Raw genomic sequence first — 20,322 nt, 5'->3', positions numbered from 1 at the left:
GATCTCAAGACAAATGATAGAATTAAATAATTATAAAGAGGTTAAGAAGGTTAGACAATTCATTATTTATACAGGACCACTGATTAAGAACTTTGAACATGATTATCAGGTGCTGATGGAAAGAGGATTATTAGAATTCCATATATTGCAAATACAAAGATTGGAGGAAATGAAAATGGATGTAAGATATCAAGATATACAGGAGGCGTTCTGGATGTTTTCCGATGAGAGTAATCATAAGAAAAAGGCAAAGACAGAATTAGGAAAGGATATAAAAGCATTATATGATAGATATTTGCATTCAGAAGACTTTATGATCTATTGTCATATAGAACGAGAGAGAAGGGTCATTGAGCAAGGAATGAGGGATTCAAAAGAAGAAGGAAAAATAGAAGAAATCAAGAAAATCATTTATGCAAAGTATGGAATACATGAGTTAGAATGGTTATATGATTGTACTGAAGCACAATTAGATAGAATACATATGATTATTTTTGAAAATATAAGTTATGAGGAATTTAAAGAACAAATAATGGAAATATAGAATTTTAGATTGTATTGGGCAAAGAGATTTCATTTATTGAAATCTTTTTTTTTCTTGGCCAAATATAAATATTAGTAAATAATTAACATATAATTAGTAAATATTTAAATTAATTTAGTAAATTTATTTGACATTAACATAAGTTGTGATAGAATGTTGATTGAAGAAAAAAGGAGGAATGAATATAGTGATAAATCATGAAATTAACAGATTAATTAATTTTGCTTTACATCATAAGATGTTGTCTGAAGAGGATGTTCATTATGCAATTAATTTATTATTAGATCTATTTGGATTAGAAACTTTTGAAGAAGAGGATATTCATGAGTTTTTACCAGATGCAACACCAATCTTAGAACCAATGTTAGCGTATGCGATTGAAAATCATCTAATAGAGGATAGTATTACTTCAAAAGACTTATTTGATACACGTATAATGAATTGTTTAATGCCTCGTCCTAGTGAAGTAATTGGGACGTTTCGTGAACTTTACAAAATAAGTCCAGAAGCAGCAACGAATTATTTTTATGATCTATCAATTGCTTCTAATTATATTCGTAAGAGTCGTACTGATAAAAATATTCGTTTTAAAAAGTTTTATAAATATGGAAATATAGAAATAACGATTAACTTATCAAAGCCTGAAAAAGATCCTAAAGAAATTGCTAAAGCAAAACTTATGAAATCTAGTGGTTATCCAAAGTGTTTGCTTTGTAAAGAGAATGTTGGATTTCGTGGGGATTTTAATCGACCTGCAAGACAGACACATCGTATTATTCCTATTGAATTAGATGGCAGTCAATATTATTTACAATATTCTCCTTATGTTTATTACAATGAACATTGTATAGTCTTGAATCAGGAACATAAACCTATGGTTATTAATAGAGAAACCTTTACTCATTTATTAACATTTATTGAATCTTTTCCGCATTATATGTTAGGTTCAAATGCTGATTTACCTATTGTTGGTGGTTCTATTCTTAGCCATGATCATTTTCAAGGAGGAAGATATACTTTTCCAATAGAAGGGGCAGAAGTGATTGAAACAGTGATTCTTAAGAAATATCCAAAATTAAAAATAGAAGTCATCAAATGGCCATTATCAACAATTAGAGTCACTTCTTCTGATAAACAAAGTCTTATTGATTTTGCTGATGAAACACTGACATGCTGGAAAAATTACTCAGCACCTGATTTAGATATCCTATCACACAGTAATGAGACACCACATAATACAATTACACCAATCGCAAGAATGAAAAATAATAAGTATCAGATGGATCTTGTTTTACGTAATAATCGTACAAATGAAACATATCCAGATGGAATATTCCATCCTCACCAAAACTTACATCATATCAAAAAAGAAAATATTGGATTAATTGAAGTTATGGGATTGGCGGTATTACCTGCACGTTTGAAAGATGAATTAGCAATACTTAAAGAGTGTTTATTGGATAAAGAAAAGATTGAAGAATATGAAAATTTACAAAAACATCGATTGTGGTATGAAGAATTAAAAGAAAGTCGTATAATAAAAGAAGAAAATGTTGATGATCTCATAGCAAATGCTTTAACGCAGAAGTTTGTCAATGTGTTAGAAGATGCAGGTGTGTTTAAAATGAATGATGAGGGCATTGATGCATTTGTTCAATTTGTAAAATCTATCGATGAATAGGAGGAAAAATATATGATATGTGTAATTGATAAATTCAATGATGGTATTGATGTATTATCAATGAAAAATGAGAAAATGGAAGTTGTTGTTTCAAATTTTGGATGTACAATTATGAAAGTCTTGATGAAAGATAAAGAAGGAAATGTTGATGATGTTGTGCTAGGATATGATGATTTTCATCAATATCAAACACGAGATGCTTATCTTGGTGCTTTGGTAGGAAGAGTTGCGAATAGAATAAAAAAAGGTTGTTTTGAATTAAATCATAAACAATATTCTTTAGCTATTAATAATGGACCTAATCATTTACATGGCGGTATAAAGGGCTTTAGTTATCAAATATTTGATTATGAGATTAAAGATAATGAAACCATTGAATTTTATTACTTATCAAAAGATGGTGAAGAAGGGTATCCTGGAAATTTAGATTTAAAAGTCACTTATCAGCTAAAAGATGATACACTTAGTGTAAGGTATCAGGCAACAACAGATCAAGATACACTCATCAATATTACCAATCATTCATATTTTAATTTATCTGGTAAAAAAGAAAATATTTATAATCATCAACTGATGGTTAAGGCTGATTGTTTTGCATGTATTGATAAAGATGGTTTGCCAACCGGAGAGTTCCGTGATGTGAAAGATACAGCATTTGATTTTAATGAATTTGCATTGATTGGAGAACGTGTAGAACAATCTGATGAACAATTACTTTTAGGAAAGGGATTTGATCACCCTTTCATATTCACTACTAAAGAAAATCAAGTTATTTTAGAACATTTAGCATCTGGAAGACGTTTAACAGTTTCTACAACATTACCAGGAGCGCAAATCTATACAGCAAATTATTTAGATGGACGTTTAGGTAAATATGGACATCATTATTTTGAAAGAGATGCTGTATGTATAGAAACACAGAATTTACCTGATGCGATTCATATTGAAAAAAATCCAACAACAATATTAAAGAAAGGTGAAATTTATGATGTAATAACATCATATAAATTTGAGGTTATTAAATAATGAAAAAAGCAAGTTTAATCATAGAAGAGTTAAAAACAGAGCTGTATCATTCTCTTTTAAAGGAAATATATATTGATGAAAGTCTGATAGCTAAACAAAAAATAAGATATCAATCAGCAGTTGAGAAGTTTATATCTTTATATGGTGATCAGGAAGTAGACATTTATAGTACTCCTGGAAGAAGTGAAGTCTGTGGAAATCATACTGATCATCAACATGGTGAGGTTTTAGCTGCTGCTATTAATTTGGATATTATCGCAGTTGTTGCACCTACTGATCATGTCATTAAAGTTTTATCTGATGATTATGATATCAAAGGTGTAGATATTCATGATTTATCAAAGAGAGATGAAGAAGTTGAAACATCTGAAGGACTAATAAGAGGCGTTTGTGCAAGGTATCAGGAATTAGGATATCAGATTGGTGGATTTAATGCTTATATGACAAGTGATGTGTTACAAGGGTCTGGTTTATCTTCTTCAGCAGCTTTTGAAGTTGGTGTGGGAACAATTCTTTCCGGATTATACAATGAAATGGCTATTGATCCTGTTATAATTGCACAGGTAGGGCAATATGCAGAAAATGTTTATTTTGGAAAGCCATGTGGTTTAATGGATCAATGCGCTTGTTCAGTGGGAAGTTTAATTCATATTGACTTTAAAGATAATCAGCATCCAGTTGTTGAGAAGATTGAAGTTGATTTTCCAGAGTTTAAACATAGCTTATGTATTGTTGATGTTCATGCATCTCATGCTGATTTAACAAATGATTATGCATCTATTCCTTATGAGATGAAAAAAGTAGCAAAATTCTTTGGAAAAGAATTCTTAAGAGATGTTAATGAAAAAGAGTTTTATGAAAAATTACCAGAAGTAAGAATAGCAACAAATGATCGTGCGGTTTTAAGAACAATTCATTTGTTTGAAGAAAATAAAAGAGTAGAAAAAGCTGTGTCTGCTTTAAATGATGGAGATTTTGATACATTTAAAAATATTATTAAGGCATCAGGAGAAAGTTCATTTAAATATTTACAAAATATCTATTCAAATAATTATACAGATAAACAGGCGGTTTCTATAGCTTTGGCTTTATCTGAACAAATTTTAGATAGTCATGGTGTTTGCCGTGTACATGGTGGTGGCTTTGCAGGAACGATTCAAGCATTTGTTGAAGATGAATATGTGAAAATATATCAAAAAGAAATTGAAAAATATTTTGGTGAAGGATCTTGTCATGTGTTAAAAGTTCGTAAATATGGTGGGGTGAAAGTTATAGGTTAAAATATAATATTTTATGAGAAAAGACTAAATGAAGTCTTTTTTCTTTTCAATAATCTATTATTTTAGTACAATACAAGTAGGAGGGGATAGATATGTATTGTCATCAATGTGGAAAAGAAGTTAATTCGGATGTGAAGTATTGTCCTTATTGTGGGGCGCAGTTAGAGGGTCGTGCACAAACTCAACAGAGTGGTTATCGTCCAATAGACACTCAGCCTTATCATCGAGAAGAGGATGAATCAAGTTTTGGTTTTGCCTTGTTATCATTTTTAATACCAGTTGTAGGTTTGGTATTATATTTGGTCTGGAATAAAGAATATCCATTAAAAGCGAAATCATGTTTGAGAGGTTTTATTGCTAACATTGCTTTATATGTTATAGGTATCTGTTGTATGATGAGTGCCTTTGCTGGAATTGCATCACATGAATATGACCATGATTATTATTATAATACAGTTGTAGAGACTGTTCCATATGAGTAAAATCATTGCATTTTTGGTATATCGTTTTTCACATATTGGTGAAATTCCAATATGTAATGGCATAGCTGAAAGAGCACCGCATTTTATGGGATATTGTTTTTTGTTATGCTATCGATGTACATTTATTATTCTTGCTTTCCTTATCACTTTATTGATTTTCTATCACAAGAAAGTGAAATTGCCAATATGGTTATTGATATTATGTATGGTGCCAATGATTGTGGATGGAAGTTTGCAGACATTCTTTGGAGTTATGAGCGAGAATTGGCGCAGAGCACTGACTGGTAGTTTTTTTGGATTTGGTTTAGCAGGGCTTATTGCGATTCTATATATGCATATGGATGAAAGAACATTTTGATGTTCTTTTCTTTTTTGTCTGAAAAATGTTTATTATCTAGTAAAAAATTATTAATTTTTATCATGATAAAAAAGGCTATGACTTTTTATAAATATAGTGTATAATGACTATCGGAGGCGAAAAAAATCATGTATAAATTATTAGAACCATATGGGAAATTAGTTGAGTTTTTAGGTGAAGCATTGGGTGATAATGTTGAAATTGCTTTACATGACTTAACTTCTCAAGAACAGGAAATTGTTGCTATTGCTAATAGTCATATTTCTGGTAGAGAAGTAGGCGCTAAACTTTCTAATTTATCAATTCATTATTTAGAAACAAAACAATATAAAGATCATGATTATGTCATGAATTATAAAACTACTGGACCCGATGGGAAACTGTTACGTTCTGCAACATATTTTATTAAGGAAGATAATAAGGAAATGCCTATTGGTATGTTGTGTGTCAATGTGAATATTTCTGATTATGAATATTTGGAATCAACTTTAAAGAGAATTTTAGGAATTAAGGAAAGTAAAGATGTTGAATTTAAATTGGATAACCCAATTGAAATTCTTTCTTCTCCTTTAGATGAGATGATTGATCTTTATATTAAGGAATGTTTGGAACAAATGGGATTTCCAAGTTATTTCTTGGTTGAAAGATTAAATGTTGAAGAAAAAATTAAGGTTGTTAAATATTTACAAGATAAAGGGACGTTTAAAGTTAAGGGTGCAATAGTTTTGGTAGCTGAAAAATTAGCAGTGAGTGAACCAACAATATATCGTTATTTAAAGAAAATGTAGGAGGATAAAAATGAAGGATATTGTTTTTGTAAGTGGACATAAGAATCCTGATAGTGATTCTATTTGCAGTGCTATTGCTTATGCAGATTTCTTATTTACAATTGGACGTTATAATGCAGTGCCTGTAAGATTAGGTGATATTAATAAAGAAACAGAGTATATTTTAAAAAGATTTCATGTTGAAATACCTGTTTTATTAAAAACAGTGAAACAAAAAGTTGAAGATCTAGATTATGATAAGGTGACTGTTTTTTCTAAGGAATTGACTTTAAAAACAGCATGGTCTTTAATGAAGCAACAAAATTTAAAGAGTGCTCCTGTTTTAGATGATCATAGTCAATTACTAGGCTTGTTATCGACTTCTAATATTATCGAAGGTTATATGGATGAATGGGATAGTCAAATCTTAAAAGATGCTAAAACACCTATTGAAAATGTTATTGATACATTAGATGCTGGTATTTTATATTTAGATAAAAATTTAAAAACAATCAAAGGTGAAGTACATATTGCAGCGATGACTGGTGAAGAAGCTATGAAACGTGTTCATGAAAATGATGTTGTGATTGTAGGTGGAGATCGAGATGAAGCAATTGAACATTTGATAAAAGCAAAAGTTTCATTAATTATTTTAACAGGTTCATTAACGATTTCAGAAGATTTATTAAAACAATGTATGCGTGAACATATCAGCATTATATCTACTCCATTTAATACTTTTATGGCATCACAACAAATTATTCAGTCTATTCCAGTGGAATATGTTATGCAAAAAGGTGGATTAACAACTTTTTCAACTGATGATACTGTTGATTATGTTAAAGAAGTGATGAGTGAGACACGTTATAGAAGTTATCCAGTTCTTGATTTTATGGGTAGAGTTGTAGGCTCTGTTTCACGTTTTCAAGTCTTAAATGGTATGAAAAAGAAAGTGATTCAAGTAGATCATAATGAAAGAGCTCAATCTATTGATGGTATTGAAGAAGCAGAGATTTTAGAAATTGTTGATCATCATAGAGTGGCTGATATTCAAACAATTGGACCAGTTCTTTTTAGAGCTGAACCAGTAGGATGTACTGCCACAATTGTTGCAAAATGTTATAAAGAAAACCATATTGATATTCCAGCAGATATGGCAGGATTGATGTTAGGGGCTATTATTAGTGATACATTGTTGTTTAAATCTCCGACATGTACACCAACTGATACAAAGATGGCTAGAGAACTTGCGCAAATTGCAGGTGTAGATATTCAGGAATTTGGAATGGATATGTTTAAAGCTGGAACTTCTTTAGCTGGAAAAACTGTTGAAGAGATTTTTAATCAGGATTATAAGAAATTTAGTTTTGGTGACTTATCTGTGGGGGTTGCTCAAGTCAATACTATGGATATTGATGGTTTTGCATCTTATAAGGCAGAAATGCTTGATTATATGGCAGAAGTTGCTAAAGATAATCATATGGAATTTACGATGCTGTTACTGACAGATGTGATTAATGCAACAAGTGAAGTCTTTGTAGCAGGACCTCGTCCTGATTATGTAGAAACAGCATTTAAAGTTGAACTTGTCAATCAGCAAGCAAGTTTACCTGGTGTTATTTCTAGAAAGAAACAAGTTGTTCCTGTCATTACAGAAGCATTAGCGCAATAAAAAAATCTCTCTTCAAATGAGAAGAGAGATTTTAATATTTATCAAGAATATGATGTTTGATTAATGCTTTCATGATACCATCTTGATCGATGTCATCAGTCACATCATCAGCTGCTTTCTTGACTTCATCTGATGCATTTCCCATCGCAATAGCACATTCTACATATTCAAACATATCGATATCATTGAGGCCATCACCAAAAGCCATTGTTTCATTTTGATTGATATTGTAATAATGTAATATTTCTTTAATTCCGTTTTGTTTTCCACCATTTTGTGGAATAATATCAATGGCTAGTTCATGCCAGCGTGTACGTTTGCAGTGGGGCATACATTGTAAAATGTGATCTTCTGTTTCAATTGTTATATCGTATGGAATCACTTGATATATGGGATGGGTATATCCTCTATTGAGATCATTAATATCTGGTAAAGCGGTTGAAATAGCATCTTGTACAATTTTTACTGCCTGATTGTGATAATTGATATACATCAGTTCATCTTCAACGAATATACATGGAAAAGGATGTTTGTTGATGAGTTGAATAATATTTCGAATATCATCTTGATGAATTGGTAAATCGTAAATAACTTCTTTATGATTATAACAATATTGTCCGTTTAAAGTGATATAACCCTCAAATTCTAAATCTTGAATAGGGAGATCTCGCATTTCAGAGATATGTCGTCCTGTCGCGATAAAAGTGTAAATGCCTTTCTCTTTAAGCTGATGCAATGCTTTTTTTGTTGAATCACAAACTTGTTTTGTGTGATGTGATAAAATTGTTCCATCAATATCAAAAAAGATAGCTTTAATCATTTGTTTGACCTCCATTTTGTAGTATAATCATTATATCATAAAGTGAGGGTGTAGTGATGAAAAAGTTAGCACATAGGGGTTATAGTGCCAAGTATCCAGAAAATACCATGGTGGCTTTTATAAAAGCTTATGAGCAGGGATTTGATGGTGTAGAAACTGATGTTCACTTAACCAAAGATGGAGAAATGGTTTTGATTCATGATGAGAAAATCAATCGAACAAGTACAGGTGAAGGGTATGTCAAGGATTATACGTTAGAAGAGTTACGACAATTTAATTTTAATCATAAAACTTATGGATATTATGACATTCCAACATTAAGAGAATTGTTAGAATTCATTAAAGGTAAAGATTTTATGGTTAACATTGAATTAAAAACTGATGTTATTCAATATGATGGTATTGAAGAAAAAGTATATCATTTGGTACAAGATATGGGTGTTGAAAAACAAATTTATTATTCTTCTTTTTATTTGTCATCTGTTCAAAAAATCAAAGCATTAGATAAGCATAATTATGCTGGTTATCTTATTGAATATAGTTATAAAAAGAAATGTAATGAACTTTTAGAAACAGATTTGAATGCCATTCATCCTAGATATAACTTTCTCAATGAAACAAGAATTCAGTTTCTTAAGTCTCATCATATCCAGATTGCAGCATGGACAGTTCCAAATTTAAAGGAATATCAAAGATTAAAAAATTTAGGAGTGGACATAATAATATCAAACGAATATTTTAAGTGAGGTACTATTATGAAAACAACAGGAATGGTTAGAAGAATTGATGAATTAGGAAGAATTGTAATTCCTAAAGAAATGAGAAAACAGTTAATGATGAAAGAAGGAGAAAGTATTTCTTTCTCATTAGAGGATGATAGAATCATCCTTACAAAATTTTCAATGTTAAATAAAATGGGACCAACAGTACAGGTCTTATTAGAAGGGTTATATACAAAATATCATAATACATTTATGATATGTGATTTGCATAATGTTATATCGAGTTCATCTGATGGACTTGCTAAATATCAAAGAAAAGCAATACCAAAGGATTTATCCTTATTGATTGAAAAACAAGAAAAACAAATTGAAATCACAATGGATTTCTTTAATGAAACAAAAAAAGTAACAATATATCCATTGGTTAATGGACAAGAGTGTCAGGGAGCACTGCTTATGATTAGTGAGCAAACACCTTATTACATGATGGATGAAACATTACTTGAGTTCATTAAGGATGTGATTGAACAGGAGATTGAAGCATGCGTTTAGATAAATTTTTAAAAGTATCAAGAATTATTAAAAGAAGAACACTGTCTAAAGAGATTAGTGAATCTTCACGTGTGAAGGTTAATGGTAAAGTAGCCAAACCTTCTACTCAGTTAAAGATCGGTGATGAAATTGAGATTGAATTTGGTCGTAGCTTTTTAACTGTAAGAGTTTTAGATTTAAAAGAACATGTCTTAAAAGATGATAGTTCTATGTTATATGAAATTATTGATGAAAAGAAGAAAGTAGAAGTATAGAGGCTTAACGAGATATCGTTAAGTCTTTTGCATATTCTAAGGAGTAAAGACATATAGTTGATTAGGAGGTAAGAATATGGATAATAATAGTTTACATTTTGAACAGACACCTTATCATCATATATGTTTAAAAGATCGGAAAAGTCTTGAATTGACTGGTGTTAAGAAAATAGAAAGTTTTGATTCTTTTGAATTTCTGATTGAAACTTCATTGGGATATTTAAATATTACGGGTAGTGATTTAACTTTGGTAAGATTGGATCAAGATCAAAATGAAGTGAGTATTAAAGGAAATATTGATAGTATGAGTTATGTTTCTGAAAAGAAAAAACCACATCAAAAAGATAAGATGTTTAATAAACTATTGAAATAATGGATTTATTAGTTCAATTTCAATGTTTGTTTTATTCTTTTGGATATGGCTTTGTAATGAGTGGAGTCTATCATATTATCAATCGATTGTTAATGAGAATCCCTATCTTTATGCGTTATCTTATACAGGTAGGAATTGGTTTTGGATTTGGTATTCTCTATTTTTATGGTTTAGTGATTCTCAATGATGGTATTTTAAGATTCTATTTCTTTATGATGATGTTTTTAGGTTATCTGTTTTATCAGAAGTATTATGCCTACTATCTTTTGTATCATTTAGAAATATTTGTTCGTATTTTGAAAAGAATAATCGCACCTTTTATCTTCTTTTTTCGGTATATTAATGGTATAATACAAAAAAGAGTAAAGAAGGTGAAGTTAAAATGGCAAAAACAAAAGAACCCAGATACAAAAAATTCCTAGGTCTTATATATATTGGCATTTCGGCTGTTTTAATTTATACTTTAGCAGTGAATGCATTTCGTGTTGTTAATCAAAAACAAGAATTGGTACGTTTAGAGACAAGAAAAGCAGAATTAGAGAAAGAAAAGAAAGCTTTATCTGAAAAGGTTGATTTATTGACGGATGATGATTATGCTGCAAGATATGCTAGAGATGAGTATATCTTTCCTAAAGATGGAGAAGAAGTTGTCAGATTGCCAGATACTAAGAAATAAGCTTGCGCTTATTTTTTTGTGTTATATAAAAGGAGGAAAAGTATGTTTGTATCATTTCGTTTTGATATGGAGAAATTAAAGAGAGATCGAAAGATAACTGTTTATTTGCCTGATGACTACTATGATCAGGAAAAACGTTATCCTGTTTTATATATTCAAGATGGTCAAAATGCCTTTTTTGATCGATTATCTTTTTGTGGAGTGAGTTGGGGATTTTTAGATTATGTTCAGATGATGCATTTGGATGTAATTATGGTTGCGATTCCATGTAATTTTACAGGTTTCAAAAGAATGGATGAGTATGGACCATGGCTCATTAATTCAGAACTCTCTTATCAGGAAACTCAAATAAAAGATAAGATTATTGGTGGAGAAGGGAAAGCCTATGTTGAATGGATGATTGAGGAATTGAAACCTTATATAGATAGACGTTTTCGAACAATTGCTGATGATACAGCAATTGTTGGAAGTTCGATGGGTGGTGTGATTAGTGCTTATGCAGCATTGAACTACCCTGAAGTTTTTAGAAAATGTGCATCTTTATCTACAGCGTTTTGGTTTTATATGAATGAATTTGAAGATGTTATTGAAAATCATGAATATTCTATAGATAATCGCTTTTATTTTGATTTGGGAGAATTTGAAGGTTGTGGTGATGATGTTATAGATGAATGGTATATTGAAAGTAATAATAGAATTTATTGTTTATTGAAAGACAAAATGAAAAATTTGGAGTATCATTATTTTGAAGGTGCCAAGCATAATGAAGGTGAGTGGCGAGAAAGGGTTCCAATGTTTATGGAATTTCTATATAAATAGAGGGTGGATAGAATGTATAAGTTAATATTATCTGATTTAGATGAGACGTTATTGGTGAATCATCATGTTCCTGAAGTGAATCAAAAGGCAGTTCAATCTTTGAAAGATAAAAATGTGAAGTTTGTACCTGCGACAGGCAGAGCTTACAATATGATTGGAGAAATTTTACAGGAATTAGGAACTTATCAGCAGGAAAATGAGTATTCTATTTGTTTTAATGGTGGTTTAATTGTTGAAAATAAAGATAATCATGTTCTTTATTTTAATGGTTTATCTTTTGAAGAAACAAAGGAATTATTTAATGCTGGTGCAACTTATGATGTCTGTGTACTTATTTTTACAATGGATTGTTGTTATATTTTTAATGCTGATCCTGATGAAGTAGAAAGAAAAACTGTACAAAAAGCTCCATTTAAAGTCGTTGATGAATATAATATGGATTTTTTAAAGGGCGATAAGATTGCTAAAATATTATTTGAAAGACGTGATATGTCTTATTTGAAGAATATTGAACAAGAATTGAAACCTTTAATAGATGGACGTTTTGCAGCAAGTTATTCTTCGTATCGTTATTTAGAGTTTAATCCATTAGGGGTGAATAAAGGAGCGGCTTTAAAGTGGTTAGCGGATTATTTACATATAGAAATTGAAGAGACAATTGCAATTGGAGATAATTATAATGATACCTCTATGATAGAAGTTGCAGGATTGGGTGTCTGTGTTGATGGAGCAACAGATGATATTAAGGAAATGTCAGACTATGTGACTTCTGTTGATTATGATCAAGGTGCTGTTAAAGAAGTTATTGAAAAGTTTATAATGGAGGATGAATAATATGGCTTATAAGATAATTGCAAGTGATATGGATGAAACACTATTAAATGATCAGCATGCAATATGTCAAAGAAATATTGATTTGATTCAAAAAGCTAAGGAAAAGGGTGTGAAATTTGTACCAGCAACAGGCAGAGGTTTTATGTCTATTCAGCATGATTTAAAGACTTTAGGGCTTTATGATGAAGAAAATGAGTATGTATTGTCGTTTAATGGCGGAGCTTTAACTGAAAATAAAAATAATCGTTTATTGTTTTTTGAAGGTTTATCTTTTGAAAAGACAAAGGAAATATTTGAGTTTGGTTTAAACTGTGATGTGTGTCAGCATGTTTATACAAAAGATAAAGTTTATGTTTTTAATCTTTCTGAATCAGAGGCTGAAAGAATTAAAAATCAAAAAGTTGATTGTATTATTATGACAGAAAATTCTATTGATTTTTTAAAGGATGAACCTATTTCTAAGATATTATATCAAAATACTGATGTTCCTTATTTAATGAGTCTAGAACCATTGATGAAAGACATCTGGGAAGGTCAATGTGCGGTAAGTTATTCTTCGAATCGATATATGGAATTTAATCGTATTGGTATTGATAAGGGTGCTGGATTGAAACATTTGGCAGACCTTTTAGGTGTTGATATAAGCGAATGTATTGCAGTGGGAGATAATTATAATGATTTGCCAATGTTATGTGTTGCAGGGCTATCAGTGGCAGCTGGTAATGCAGTGGATGATGTGAAGAAGGTTTGTGATATAACAACAAAAGCGGATAATAACGAAGGTGTTATTGCAGAAATTATTGAAAGGTATATTTTATAACTATGGATTTTAAGACAATTATTCAACAAGAAAAACAAATGCCTTATTATAAAGAATTAGAATCTTTTGTTAATAAGGAGTATGAAACACATACTGTTTATCCACCAAGAAATAGAGTTTTCCATTGTTTTAATTTTAAAGATTATGATGAAATTAAGGTTGTAATTATTGGACAGGATCCTTATCATGAGGAACATCAGGCAAATGGTTTAGCATTTAGCGTTGAACTAGGAGTACAGATTCCGCCAAGTCTTGTTAATATTTATAAAGAAGCGCATGATGATGTTGGAATTGATATTCCACGCCACGGTGATTTGTCAGCATGGGCTCATCAAGGGGTATTATTGTTAAATACTGTTTTAACAGTTCAAGCACATCGTGCAAATTCACATAAAGATAAAGGATGGGAAATTTTTACAAATCATATTATTGAAGTTATGAACAAAAGAGAAAAGCCTTTGGTTTTTATATTATGGGGAAGACAAGCAATTGATAAAGCGAAAATGATTGATCAAAGTAGACATTGTGTGATTACAAGCCCACATCCTTCACCATTATCTGCTTATCGAGGATTTTTTGGTTCTAGACCTTTTTCTAAAACAAATCAATTTTTAATCAGTCAGGGAATTGAACCGATAGATTGGAGGATTTAATGATGTTTGAATGTGTAGAAGATGCAATAACGTACATAGAGTCTAAACGTAGTAAAAGAACAATTGATGAATTTAGAGAAACATTAAATAAGTGTCAAATTTCTATGAAACAAAAGAATATGATTCATATTGCAGGGACGAATGGGAAAGGGTCAACTGTTAATTATTTAAGGAGTATCTTAAATGCTCATGGCTATAGTGTTGGAACTTTTACTTCACCCTATCTTATTTGTCATAATGATCGTATTCGTGTTGATGATATACCTATTAGTGATGAAGAACTATTAAAATATATTAATCAGTATTATGAAATTATTGAAACTGATGGTTTATCTATGTTTGAAATAGATGTTTTAATTATGCTGGCGTATTTTGAGTCTTTGGATTTGGATTATCGTATTATTGAAACTGGAATTGGCGGTTTAAATGATAAGACTAATGTTATAGATCCGATTATTAGTGCGATTACAAATATTGGGATGGATCATCAAAAACAGTTAGGTGAAAGCATTTATGATATTATTAATGAAAAGATGGGGGTTATTAAACCTCATCAAATGTTTATAACAAGTGAAACACAAGGAACTATCCTTGCACGTTTGCAGGAACAATGTGATGTTATGGAAGCTATTATGTATGTTGTGCCAGAATATCAAGTTTCTCGTTACCCTTTTCATTTTCGTTATCGAGATATGGCTTTTACATTAAAAAATCAAGGTATTTATCAAGTGACGAATGCCAGATTAGCATTAACAATTGCTTCTAAGCTTATTCGTCTTGATGCTAATTTGACAACTTCTGCTATTGAAAATGCTTCATGGAAAGGGCGTTATGAAACGTTACCTTATCATACTGGTACAGTGGAAATAGATGGTGCACATAATTTGCCTGGGATTAAAGCTTTAATTCAAACTTTAAGAGTTAAAAAAGAACAAAATATAAGCATTATTTTCTCTTGTTTAAATGATAAAGATATTGATCCAATGTTAGATTTGATGTTGAAAGAAGGATATACTGTTTATTTAACAACTTTTAATGATGAAAGAGCAATTGATTTATCAAAGATTGAATCTCGACCACATTTAGTTATTGTTGATAGTTTTATGGAGGCATTAAAGACAGCTTATATTAAAAAGAATCATATTGTGATTACTGGTTCACTACATTTTATATCAAGAGTACGTAAGTATCTTGTGGAATCAAATAAGGGAGGATAATGAAAATTATTCTCCCTTTTACATATACTATGAAATCAATAATGAATGCTAAGGACATAATGAAGTCAACATATTTATCTGATTCTATCAGTTGAGGCTATCTTGTGTTATAAAGAATAGGTTCATCAAATTCTGCCCAATCAAAATAAACAAACTGAAAAATATAATATTTTTGATTTTTTGGATCACGAACAATAAAATGATCTCTGCCGACTTGTTCAATAATTCCTTTATATGCTCGATCACGCCAGTCACTACTTCCAGTATAAGTAAAATAGAATGTTCCCAGTTTTCCAATATTGAGACGTAAAATATTTTCTAAATAAGTTTGTTCTGCAATAGGTGTTGGTAAAGAAGAAGTTTGACTTCCTTGTAAAATAGATTGATTGTTTGTATCCATAGACCCTCCTACAAGTCACAATTTAATTTTGCCCCTGGGGCATAAAAACAATGATTTTTATAACGTCCTGTTAATTCACCAAAAAATTTTTCAGGACAAGCAGTTTTGGAACCAGGATTTTTAAACCATAAAGCGTTCGTTGCTGGTTCAATTCGATAGCCATCAATGTTTCGTAATGCAAGTTCTCTTTCTTTGGCATTGACTGGCTGATTAAATAAGGGTTGTCCGACACCAGAAAAAGCATTTTTCTGATAGACGACTTCAGATATTGTTCTTGTGTTTTTGAATACGTCGCAGTTAGCAACAACGCGATTGACAACAACATTACCTACCATCAGCATACCTTCTTCACCTTCTCCTAATGCTTCGGCTTTCATGATACGGGCTAATAAGTCAATATCTGAGTCATTATATGAAATTCTTGGGGACAAGTTCATCACCTCTTTTTAATATATGTAGGAAAAAGAAAAAGTTGCTAAATTTGAAAAAGTTTGTTTTCTTCAATGTTATTTCAACTTTAATGAATACATCAAAAAATTCTTTTTTAAAATGACACGAAATTGTGTTTTTTTAAACAGCTTTGTGTTAAAATAGAAATATAGGTAAGCACTTTCACATTCAAAGTTTAGGAGGAAAAATTATGAGTAAAGAAATTGTTGCGATGATCTTAGCAGGTGGTCGAGGGACACGTCTTGAAGCTTTAACAGCTAAAGTTGCAAAACCTGCTGTTTACTTCGGAGGGAAGTATAGAATTATAGACTTTCCTTTAAGTAACTGTGCAAACTCTGGTATTGATATTGTTGGAGTTTTGACACAGTATGAATCAGTTCTATTAGGTACTTATGTAGGTGCTGGTTCTAAGTGGGGATTGGATGGAAACAAATCACTTGCGGCTATTTTGCCAGCCCGTGAAAGAGGAGAGGTAGGAGCAACTTGGTATGCTGGTACTGCTGATGCAATTTATCAGAATATTGGGTTCTTAGATCAACATTCTCCTGAGTATGTATTGATTTTATCAGGTGACCATATTTATAAGATGGATTATGCTGATATGTTAGCTGCTCACAAAGCAAAAGGTGCTGATTTAACAGTTGCAGTTTTAAATGTTTCTATGAAAGAAGCAAGTCGTTTTGGTATTATGAATACAAATAAAGATGGAACAATTTATGAGTTTGAAGAAAAACCTGAAAAACCTAAGTCTACATTGGCTTCTATGGGTATTTATATCTTCACTTATAAGGAATTAAGAAAATATTTAATTGAAGATGCAAAAGATGAAAACAGTAAACATGATTTTGGTATGAACATTATTCCGATGATGTTAAATGATGGTAAAAAGTTGTATGCTTATGAATTTGCTGGATATTGGAAAGATGTTGGGACTGTTGAAAGTTTATGGCAGGCTAACATGGATTTGTTAGATGATAAAGAATTAGATCTTTATAATATTAAAAGAGACTGGAAGATTTACACAGAAGATACATTAAGTAAACCTCAGATTATTGGTGAAGAAGCAACTGTTAAGAATTCACTTGTTACACAAGGATGTATTGTCAATGGTGATGTCAAGGGTTCTGTATTGTTCAATAACGTTTATATTGGTGAAGGTGCTAAAGTTGTTGACTCAGTTCTTATGCCAGGTGTATTGGTAGAAGAAGGCGCAGAAATCTATAAATCTATCGTTGATGAGGGTGTTGTTATTAAAGCTAAGAAAGTTGTCAACAAGGAAGCTAAAGAAGTCGAACTTGTTAGTGACAATGCGAAATAGGGGGTTAAGACAATGGCAAAAGTAGTTGGTTTAGTAAATTTACATTCTGATGTTTCTTATAAAGGTTTAACTGAAAGACGTCCAGTAGCTTCTGTAAGTTTTTTAGGAAGATATGGTATTATTGATTTTGTTTTATCAAATATGTCAAATTCTAATGTTGATACTGTTGGTGTTTTGATTAAAGAAAAACCAAGATCTTTATTTAAACATTTAGGTAATGGTAATTCATGGAATTTTAACTCTAAATCTGGTGGTGTTTCATTGTTATACAATGAAAAGTATGCAAATAATACAATGTATAATCATGATATTAATAATCTTGTAGAAAATATTGCTTTTATTGAAAAAGCGAAAGCAGATTATGTTGTCATTGCACCAGCACATATTATTACAACTATGAATTATGCAGAAGTTATTGATGCTCATGCAAGATCTGGTGCTGAAATTACAATGGTTTATCAAAGAATTAATAATGCTCATGAATCTTTTGTAGGTTCTGATTATTTGAGATTAAAAGGTAAACAAGTGACTGAAATTAAACAAAATAAAGGGAATCGTAAAGAAAGAAATATTTCTTTAGAAACTTATGTTATTAATACAAAAGTCTTATTACAATTAATAGGATATGCAAAAAAGATTAGTTCATTCTTTGATTTAAAAGATACTTTAGCATATTTATGTGATGAAAGAAAAATTATGGCTTATGAATATAAAGGTTTTGCAAGATGTATTGATTCTTATGATGCATATTATAAAGTAAGCATGGAATTCTTAGATATGGATGTTTCTACGCAAGTGTTTAAGAGTACATGGCCGATTTTTACAAATACAAATGATACACCACCTACAAAGTATTTAAAGAATGCTCAGGTAAAGAAATCATTTGTTGCAAATGGAGCTATTATTGATGGTGAAGTTGAAGGAAGCATTCTTTCTCGTAATGTCACTATTGGTAAGAATGCCGTTGTTAAGAATTGTATTATTTTGAATGGTTCTAAGGTAAGTCCTGGGGCACATTTGGAAAATGTTATTATTGATAAAGATGCTCGTATTGAAAAGAAAACTGAGTTAATTGGTGATAGTGAACCACTTTATGTCAAAGAAGGAGATGTCGTTTAATGAGAATTGTTTTTGCAACAAGTGAAGCAAATCCTTTTATCAAATCAGGTGGTTTGGCTGATGTTTTAGGGTCTTTACCTAAAGCATTGGTACAAAAAGGACATGAGTGTATTGTTGTTTTACCAAAATATCAAGATATGAAGTTGGCAGAGACTCTTGAGTATGTAGATAGTTATGATATCTGGGTTGGATGGAGAAAATGTTATTGTGGTGTTTTTAAGACTGAATATGATGGTGTGACTTATTACTTCATTGATAATGAACAATATTTTAGAAGACCTGGTCTTTATGGGTATGATGATGACAATGAGAGATTTGCATACTTTGATTTTGCAGTATTAGAATTATTATCACATGTTGATATTAAGCCTGATATATTGCATTTGCATGATTGGCAAACAGCTATGATAGCAACGCTTTATAAAGAAAGATATGCATACTATGAATACTATCAAGGTATTAAAGTTGTCTTTACCATTCATAATATTGCTTATCAGGGAAAATGTGATCCAGCATTATTAAGTGATCATTTTGGATTAGATAATTATCTTTATTATAATGGAAACTGTCGTAATGATGGATGCTTTAATATGATGAAGGCTGCTATTTTCTATAGTGATGTCATCACAACTGTTTCACCAACGTATGCACAGGAAATCTTAACAGATAGCTTTGGTGAAGGATTACAAAGTATTTTACAAATGCGTAGACATGATTTGTATGGTATTTTAAATGGTATTGATTATGAAACAATCAACCCAGAAACTGATCCTGAAATTGTTGAACATTTTGATATTGATACAGTTGATGAGAAGAAAGTCTTGAATAAAACTGCATTACAAGAAGAATGTGGATTACCAGTTAATTCTGATATTCCAATGATTGGTGTTGTGACAAGATTAACTTGGCAAAAAGGATTGGATTTAATTATTAATCGTATGGACGAATTAATGAAACGTGATGTACAGGTTGTTATTCTTGGAGCTGGTGATCAGAAATATGAAGAGCCTTTGAAAGCTATTGCAGCTTATCATAATCAAAAGTTATCTTTGAATTTAAAATATGATTTAGGTTTATCAAGTCGTATTTATGCTGGATGTGACATGTTCTTGATGCCATCTTTATTTGAACCATGTGGCTTATCACAAATGATGTCTCTTCGTTATGGAACAATTCCTATTGTTAGAGAAACTGGTGGTTTAAAAGATAGTGTTGAACCATATAATGAATTTGCTGATACTGGTACTGGATTTAGCTTTACAAATTATAATGCACATGAAATGATGAGTATTATTGATTATGCATTAGAAGTTTATAAGGATAAAGAAAAATGGCAAGGATTAGTACATCGTGCAATGAATGCTAAGCTTGACTGGGATAAAAGTGCTGATGCCTATTTGAAGGTTTTTAATTCATTGCTTGATTAACTATAGAGAGATAGGGGAACCTATCTCTTTTATATGAAATTGATTTTTATTTGCTTTC

At 30.8% G+C, this 20,322-nt stretch carries 24 protein-coding genes and 1 pseudogene; 22 read left to right on the top strand and 3 right to left on the bottom strand.

Going from position 1 to position 20,322, the window contains the following annotated elements:
• The 8 genes and pseudogenes from BN350_RS18620 to BN350_RS06140 all read left to right on the top strand — a co-directional run.
• Positions 1 to 544 (top strand): annotated as a pseudogene (locus BN350_RS18620) (hypothetical protein); the annotation flags it as partial.
• Between the two features lie 178 nt (positions 545 to 722).
• On the top strand, positions 723 to 2,225 hold the full coding sequence (locus BN350_RS06170; RefSeq protein WP_044600167.1) for a UDP-glucose--hexose-1-phosphate uridylyltransferase: 1,503 nt from the start codon (positions 723 to 725) through the stop codon (positions 2,223 to 2,225).
• Between the two features lie 12 nt (positions 2,226 to 2,237).
• A complete protein-coding gene (locus BN350_RS06165) occupies positions 2,238 to 3,251 on the top strand; it encodes an aldose epimerase family protein (RefSeq protein WP_028042811.1) in 1,014 nt (337 codons plus the stop codon).
• Entirely contained in the window at positions 3,251 to 4,531 is a 1,281-nt protein-coding gene (locus BN350_RS06160) for a galactokinase (RefSeq protein WP_028042810.1), read from the top strand. Before BN350_RS06165 ends, BN350_RS06160 begins: the two co-directional genes overlap by 1 nt.
• A gap of 92 nt (positions 4,532 to 4,623) precedes the next feature.
• Positions 4,624 to 5,013 (top strand): zinc ribbon domain-containing protein, encoded by a 390-nt coding sequence (locus tag BN350_RS06155; protein WP_028042809.1) that lies wholly within the window; start codon positions 4,624 to 4,626, stop codon positions 5,011 to 5,013.
• Entirely contained in the window at positions 5,006 to 5,371 is a 366-nt protein-coding gene (locus tag BN350_RS06150; protein ID WP_028042808.1) for a DUF2085 domain-containing protein, read from the top strand. The genes BN350_RS06155 and BN350_RS06150 overlap by 8 nt, the downstream gene beginning before the upstream one ends.
• A gap of 128 nt (positions 5,372 to 5,499) precedes the next feature.
• A complete protein-coding gene (locus BN350_RS06145; protein WP_028042807.1) occupies positions 5,500 to 6,159 on the top strand; it encodes a helix-turn-helix transcriptional regulator in 660 nt (219 codons plus the stop codon).
• Between the two features lie 10 nt (positions 6,160 to 6,169).
• Positions 6,170 to 7,810 (top strand): putative manganese-dependent inorganic diphosphatase, encoded by a 1,641-nt coding sequence (locus tag BN350_RS06140; protein WP_028042806.1) that lies wholly within the window; start codon positions 6,170 to 6,172, stop codon positions 7,808 to 7,810.
• 31 nt (positions 7,811 to 7,841) lie between these two features.
• Here the strand turns inward: BN350_RS06140 and BN350_RS06135 are convergent, their stop codons facing one another.
• Positions 7,842 to 8,630, bottom strand: a complete 789-nt coding sequence (locus BN350_RS06135; protein WP_028042805.1) for a Cof-type HAD-IIB family hydrolase — start codon at positions 8,628 to 8,630, stop codon at positions 7,842 to 7,844.
• 56 nt (positions 8,631 to 8,686) lie between these two features.
• Between BN350_RS06135 and BN350_RS06130 the strand changes: the two genes are divergently transcribed.
• From BN350_RS06130 to BN350_RS06080, 11 genes are all read left to right on the top strand, one after another.
• Complete coding sequence (locus tag BN350_RS06130) at positions 8,687 to 9,376, top strand: glycerophosphodiester phosphodiesterase family protein (protein WP_044600166.1); 690 nt, start codon at positions 8,687 to 8,689, stop codon at positions 9,374 to 9,376.
• 9 nt (positions 9,377 to 9,385) lie between these two features.
• Positions 9,386 to 9,904, top strand: coding sequence for an AbrB/MazE/SpoVT family DNA-binding domain-containing protein (locus tag BN350_RS06125; RefSeq protein WP_028042803.1), 519 nt, complete (start codon positions 9,386 to 9,388; stop codon positions 9,902 to 9,904).
• Positions 9,895 to 10,158 carry an RNA-binding S4 domain-containing protein gene (locus BN350_RS06120; protein ID WP_028042802.1) on the top strand — a complete coding sequence of 88 codons (264 nt, stop codon included), beginning with the start codon at positions 9,895 to 9,897 and terminating at the stop codon, positions 10,156 to 10,158. Before BN350_RS06125 ends, BN350_RS06120 begins: the two co-directional genes overlap by 10 nt.
• Positions 10,159 to 10,234: 76 nt before the next feature.
• Complete coding sequence (gene yabP, locus BN350_RS06115; RefSeq protein WP_028042801.1) at positions 10,235 to 10,531, top strand: sporulation protein YabP; 297 nt, start codon at positions 10,235 to 10,237, stop codon at positions 10,529 to 10,531.
• Positions 10,531 to 10,953: a spore cortex biosynthesis protein YabQ gene (gene yabQ / locus BN350_RS06110; protein WP_028042800.1), complete on the top strand. Its 423-nt coding sequence runs from the start codon at positions 10,531 to 10,533 to the stop codon at positions 10,951 to 10,953. Before yabP ends, yabQ begins: the two co-directional genes overlap by 1 nt.
• Entirely contained in the window at positions 10,914 to 11,207 is a 294-nt protein-coding gene (locus BN350_RS06105) for an FtsB family cell division protein (protein ID WP_028042799.1), read from the top strand. The genes yabQ and BN350_RS06105 overlap by 40 nt, the downstream gene beginning before the upstream one ends.
• A 42-nt stretch (positions 11,208 to 11,249) precedes the next feature.
• On the top strand, positions 11,250 to 12,026 hold the full coding sequence (locus BN350_RS06100) for an alpha/beta hydrolase (RefSeq protein ID WP_028042798.1): 777 nt from the start codon (positions 11,250 to 11,252) through the stop codon (positions 12,024 to 12,026).
• Positions 12,027 to 12,038: 12 nt separating this feature from the next.
• On the top strand, positions 12,039 to 12,860 hold the full coding sequence (locus BN350_RS06095; RefSeq protein ID WP_028042797.1) for a Cof-type HAD-IIB family hydrolase: 822 nt from the start codon (positions 12,039 to 12,041) through the stop codon (positions 12,858 to 12,860).
• A 1-nt stretch (position 12,861) separates the two neighbouring features.
• Positions 12,862 to 13,680 carry a Cof-type HAD-IIB family hydrolase gene (locus BN350_RS06090; protein ID WP_028042796.1) on the top strand — a complete coding sequence of 273 codons (819 nt, stop codon included), beginning with the start codon at positions 12,862 to 12,864 and terminating at the stop codon, positions 13,678 to 13,680.
• A 2-nt stretch (positions 13,681 to 13,682) separates the two neighbouring features.
• Positions 13,683 to 14,333 (top strand): uracil-DNA glycosylase, encoded by a 651-nt coding sequence (locus BN350_RS06085; protein ID WP_028042795.1) that lies wholly within the window; start codon positions 13,683 to 13,685, stop codon positions 14,331 to 14,333.
• A 2-nt stretch (positions 14,334 to 14,335) separates the two neighbouring features.
• A complete protein-coding gene (locus BN350_RS06080; RefSeq protein ID WP_028042794.1) occupies positions 14,336 to 15,550 on the top strand; it encodes a bifunctional folylpolyglutamate synthase/dihydrofolate synthase in 1,215 nt (404 codons plus the stop codon).
• A gap of 97 nt (positions 15,551 to 15,647) precedes the next feature.
• Here the strand turns inward: BN350_RS06080 and gerQ are convergent, their stop codons facing one another.
• Both gerQ and BN350_RS06065 read right to left on the bottom strand, forming a co-directional pair.
• Positions 15,648 to 15,950 carry a spore coat protein GerQ gene (gene gerQ / locus BN350_RS06070; protein WP_028042793.1) on the bottom strand — a complete coding sequence of 101 codons (303 nt, stop codon included), beginning with the start codon at positions 15,948 to 15,950 and terminating at the stop codon, positions 15,648 to 15,650.
• A gap of 8 nt (positions 15,951 to 15,958) precedes the next feature.
• Entirely contained in the window at positions 15,959 to 16,387 is a 429-nt protein-coding gene (locus BN350_RS06065; RefSeq protein WP_044600165.1) for a cell wall hydrolase, read from the bottom strand.
• A gap of 203 nt (positions 16,388 to 16,590) precedes the next feature.
• On the opposite strand from BN350_RS06065, the gene BN350_RS06060 reads away from it, so the two are divergent.
• The 3 genes from BN350_RS06060 to glgA are packed head-to-tail and all read left to right on the top strand — an operon-like array spanning position 16,591 to position 20,264.
• On the top strand, positions 16,591 to 17,718 hold the full coding sequence (locus tag BN350_RS06060) for a glucose-1-phosphate adenylyltransferase (RefSeq protein ID WP_028042791.1): 1,128 nt from the start codon (positions 16,591 to 16,593) through the stop codon (positions 17,716 to 17,718).
• A 12-nt stretch (positions 17,719 to 17,730) separates the two neighbouring features.
• Positions 17,731 to 18,837, top strand: coding sequence for a glucose-1-phosphate adenylyltransferase subunit GlgD (gene glgD, locus BN350_RS06055; protein ID WP_028042790.1), 1,107 nt, complete (start codon positions 17,731 to 17,733; stop codon positions 18,835 to 18,837).
• Entirely contained in the window at positions 18,837 to 20,264 is a 1,428-nt protein-coding gene (glgA, locus tag BN350_RS06050) for a glycogen synthase GlgA (RefSeq protein WP_028042789.1), read from the top strand. The genes glgD and glgA overlap by 1 nt, the downstream gene beginning before the upstream one ends.
• Positions 20,265 to 20,322: the final 58 nt, after the last annotated feature.

The organism is Candidatus Stoquefichus massiliensis AP9, assembly GCF_000455285.1.
GTDB lineage: Bacteria > Bacillota_I > Bacilli_A > Erysipelotrichales > Coprobacillaceae > Stoquefichus > Stoquefichus massiliensis.
The sequence above is the reverse complement of the archived record's forward strand: the minus strand, read 5'-3'. Positions and strand labels throughout refer to the sequence as shown.

Bases quoted from the DNA above. Each gene is read 5' to 3' on its own strand.
- BN350_RS06095 (WP_028042797.1), top strand. From the start codon at position 12,039: ATGTATAAGTTAATATTATCTGATTTAGATGAGACGTTATTGGTGAAT.
- BN350_RS06135 (WP_028042805.1), bottom strand. From the start codon at position 8,630: ATGATTAAAGCTATCTTTTTTGATATTGATGGAACAATTTTATCACAT.
- BN350_RS06120 (WP_028042802.1), top strand. From the start codon at position 9,895: ATGCGTTTAGATAAATTTTTAAAAGTATCAAGAATTATTAAAAGAAGA.
- BN350_RS06170 (WP_044600167.1), top strand. From the start codon at position 723: ATGAATATAGTGATAAATCATGAAATTAACAGATTAATTAATTTTGCT.
- BN350_RS06085 (WP_028042795.1), top strand. From the start codon at position 13,683: ATGGATTTTAAGACAATTATTCAACAAGAAAAACAAATGCCTTATTAT.
- BN350_RS06155 (WP_028042809.1), top strand. From the start codon at position 4,624: ATGTATTGTCATCAATGTGGAAAAGAAGTTAATTCGGATGTGAAGTAT.
- glgA (WP_028042789.1), top strand. From the start codon at position 18,837: ATGAGAATTGTTTTTGCAACAAGTGAAGCAAATCCTTTTATCAAATCA.
- yabP (WP_028042801.1), top strand. From the start codon at position 10,235: ATGGATAATAATAGTTTACATTTTGAACAGACACCTTATCATCATATA.
- BN350_RS06080 (WP_028042794.1), top strand. From the start codon at position 14,336: ATGTTTGAATGTGTAGAAGATGCAATAACGTACATAGAGTCTAAACGT.
- BN350_RS06165 (WP_028042811.1), top strand. From the start codon at position 2,238: ATGATATGTGTAATTGATAAATTCAATGATGGTATTGATGTATTATCA.
- BN350_RS06150 (WP_028042808.1), top strand. From the start codon at position 5,006: ATGAGTAAAATCATTGCATTTTTGGTATATCGTTTTTCACATATTGGT.
- BN350_RS06145 (WP_028042807.1), top strand. From the start codon at position 5,500: ATGTATAAATTATTAGAACCATATGGGAAATTAGTTGAGTTTTTAGGT.
- gerQ (WP_028042793.1), bottom strand. From the start codon at position 15,950: ATGGATACAAACAATCAATCTATTTTACAAGGAAGTCAAACTTCTTCT.
- yabQ (WP_028042800.1), top strand. From the start codon at position 10,531: ATGGATTTATTAGTTCAATTTCAATGTTTGTTTTATTCTTTTGGATAT.
- BN350_RS06060 (WP_028042791.1), top strand. From the start codon at position 16,591: ATGAGTAAAGAAATTGTTGCGATGATCTTAGCAGGTGGTCGAGGGACA.
- BN350_RS06065 (WP_044600165.1), bottom strand. From the start codon at position 16,387: ATGAACTTGTCCCCAAGAATTTCATATAATGACTCAGATATTGACTTA.
- glgD (WP_028042790.1), top strand. From the start codon at position 17,731: ATGGCAAAAGTAGTTGGTTTAGTAAATTTACATTCTGATGTTTCTTAT.
- BN350_RS06105 (WP_028042799.1), top strand. From the start codon at position 10,914: ATGGCAAAAACAAAAGAACCCAGATACAAAAAATTCCTAGGTCTTATA.
- BN350_RS06140 (WP_028042806.1), top strand. From the start codon at position 6,170: ATGAAGGATATTGTTTTTGTAAGTGGACATAAGAATCCTGATAGTGAT.
- BN350_RS06160 (WP_028042810.1), top strand. From the start codon at position 3,251: ATGAAAAAAGCAAGTTTAATCATAGAAGAGTTAAAAACAGAGCTGTAT.
- BN350_RS06130 (WP_044600166.1), top strand. From the start codon at position 8,687: ATGAAAAAGTTAGCACATAGGGGTTATAGTGCCAAGTATCCAGAAAAT.
- BN350_RS06125 (WP_028042803.1), top strand. From the start codon at position 9,386: ATGAAAACAACAGGAATGGTTAGAAGAATTGATGAATTAGGAAGAATT.
- BN350_RS06090 (WP_028042796.1), top strand. From the start codon at position 12,862: ATGGCTTATAAGATAATTGCAAGTGATATGGATGAAACACTATTAAAT.
- BN350_RS06100 (WP_028042798.1), top strand. From the start codon at position 11,250: ATGTTTGTATCATTTCGTTTTGATATGGAGAAATTAAAGAGAGATCGA.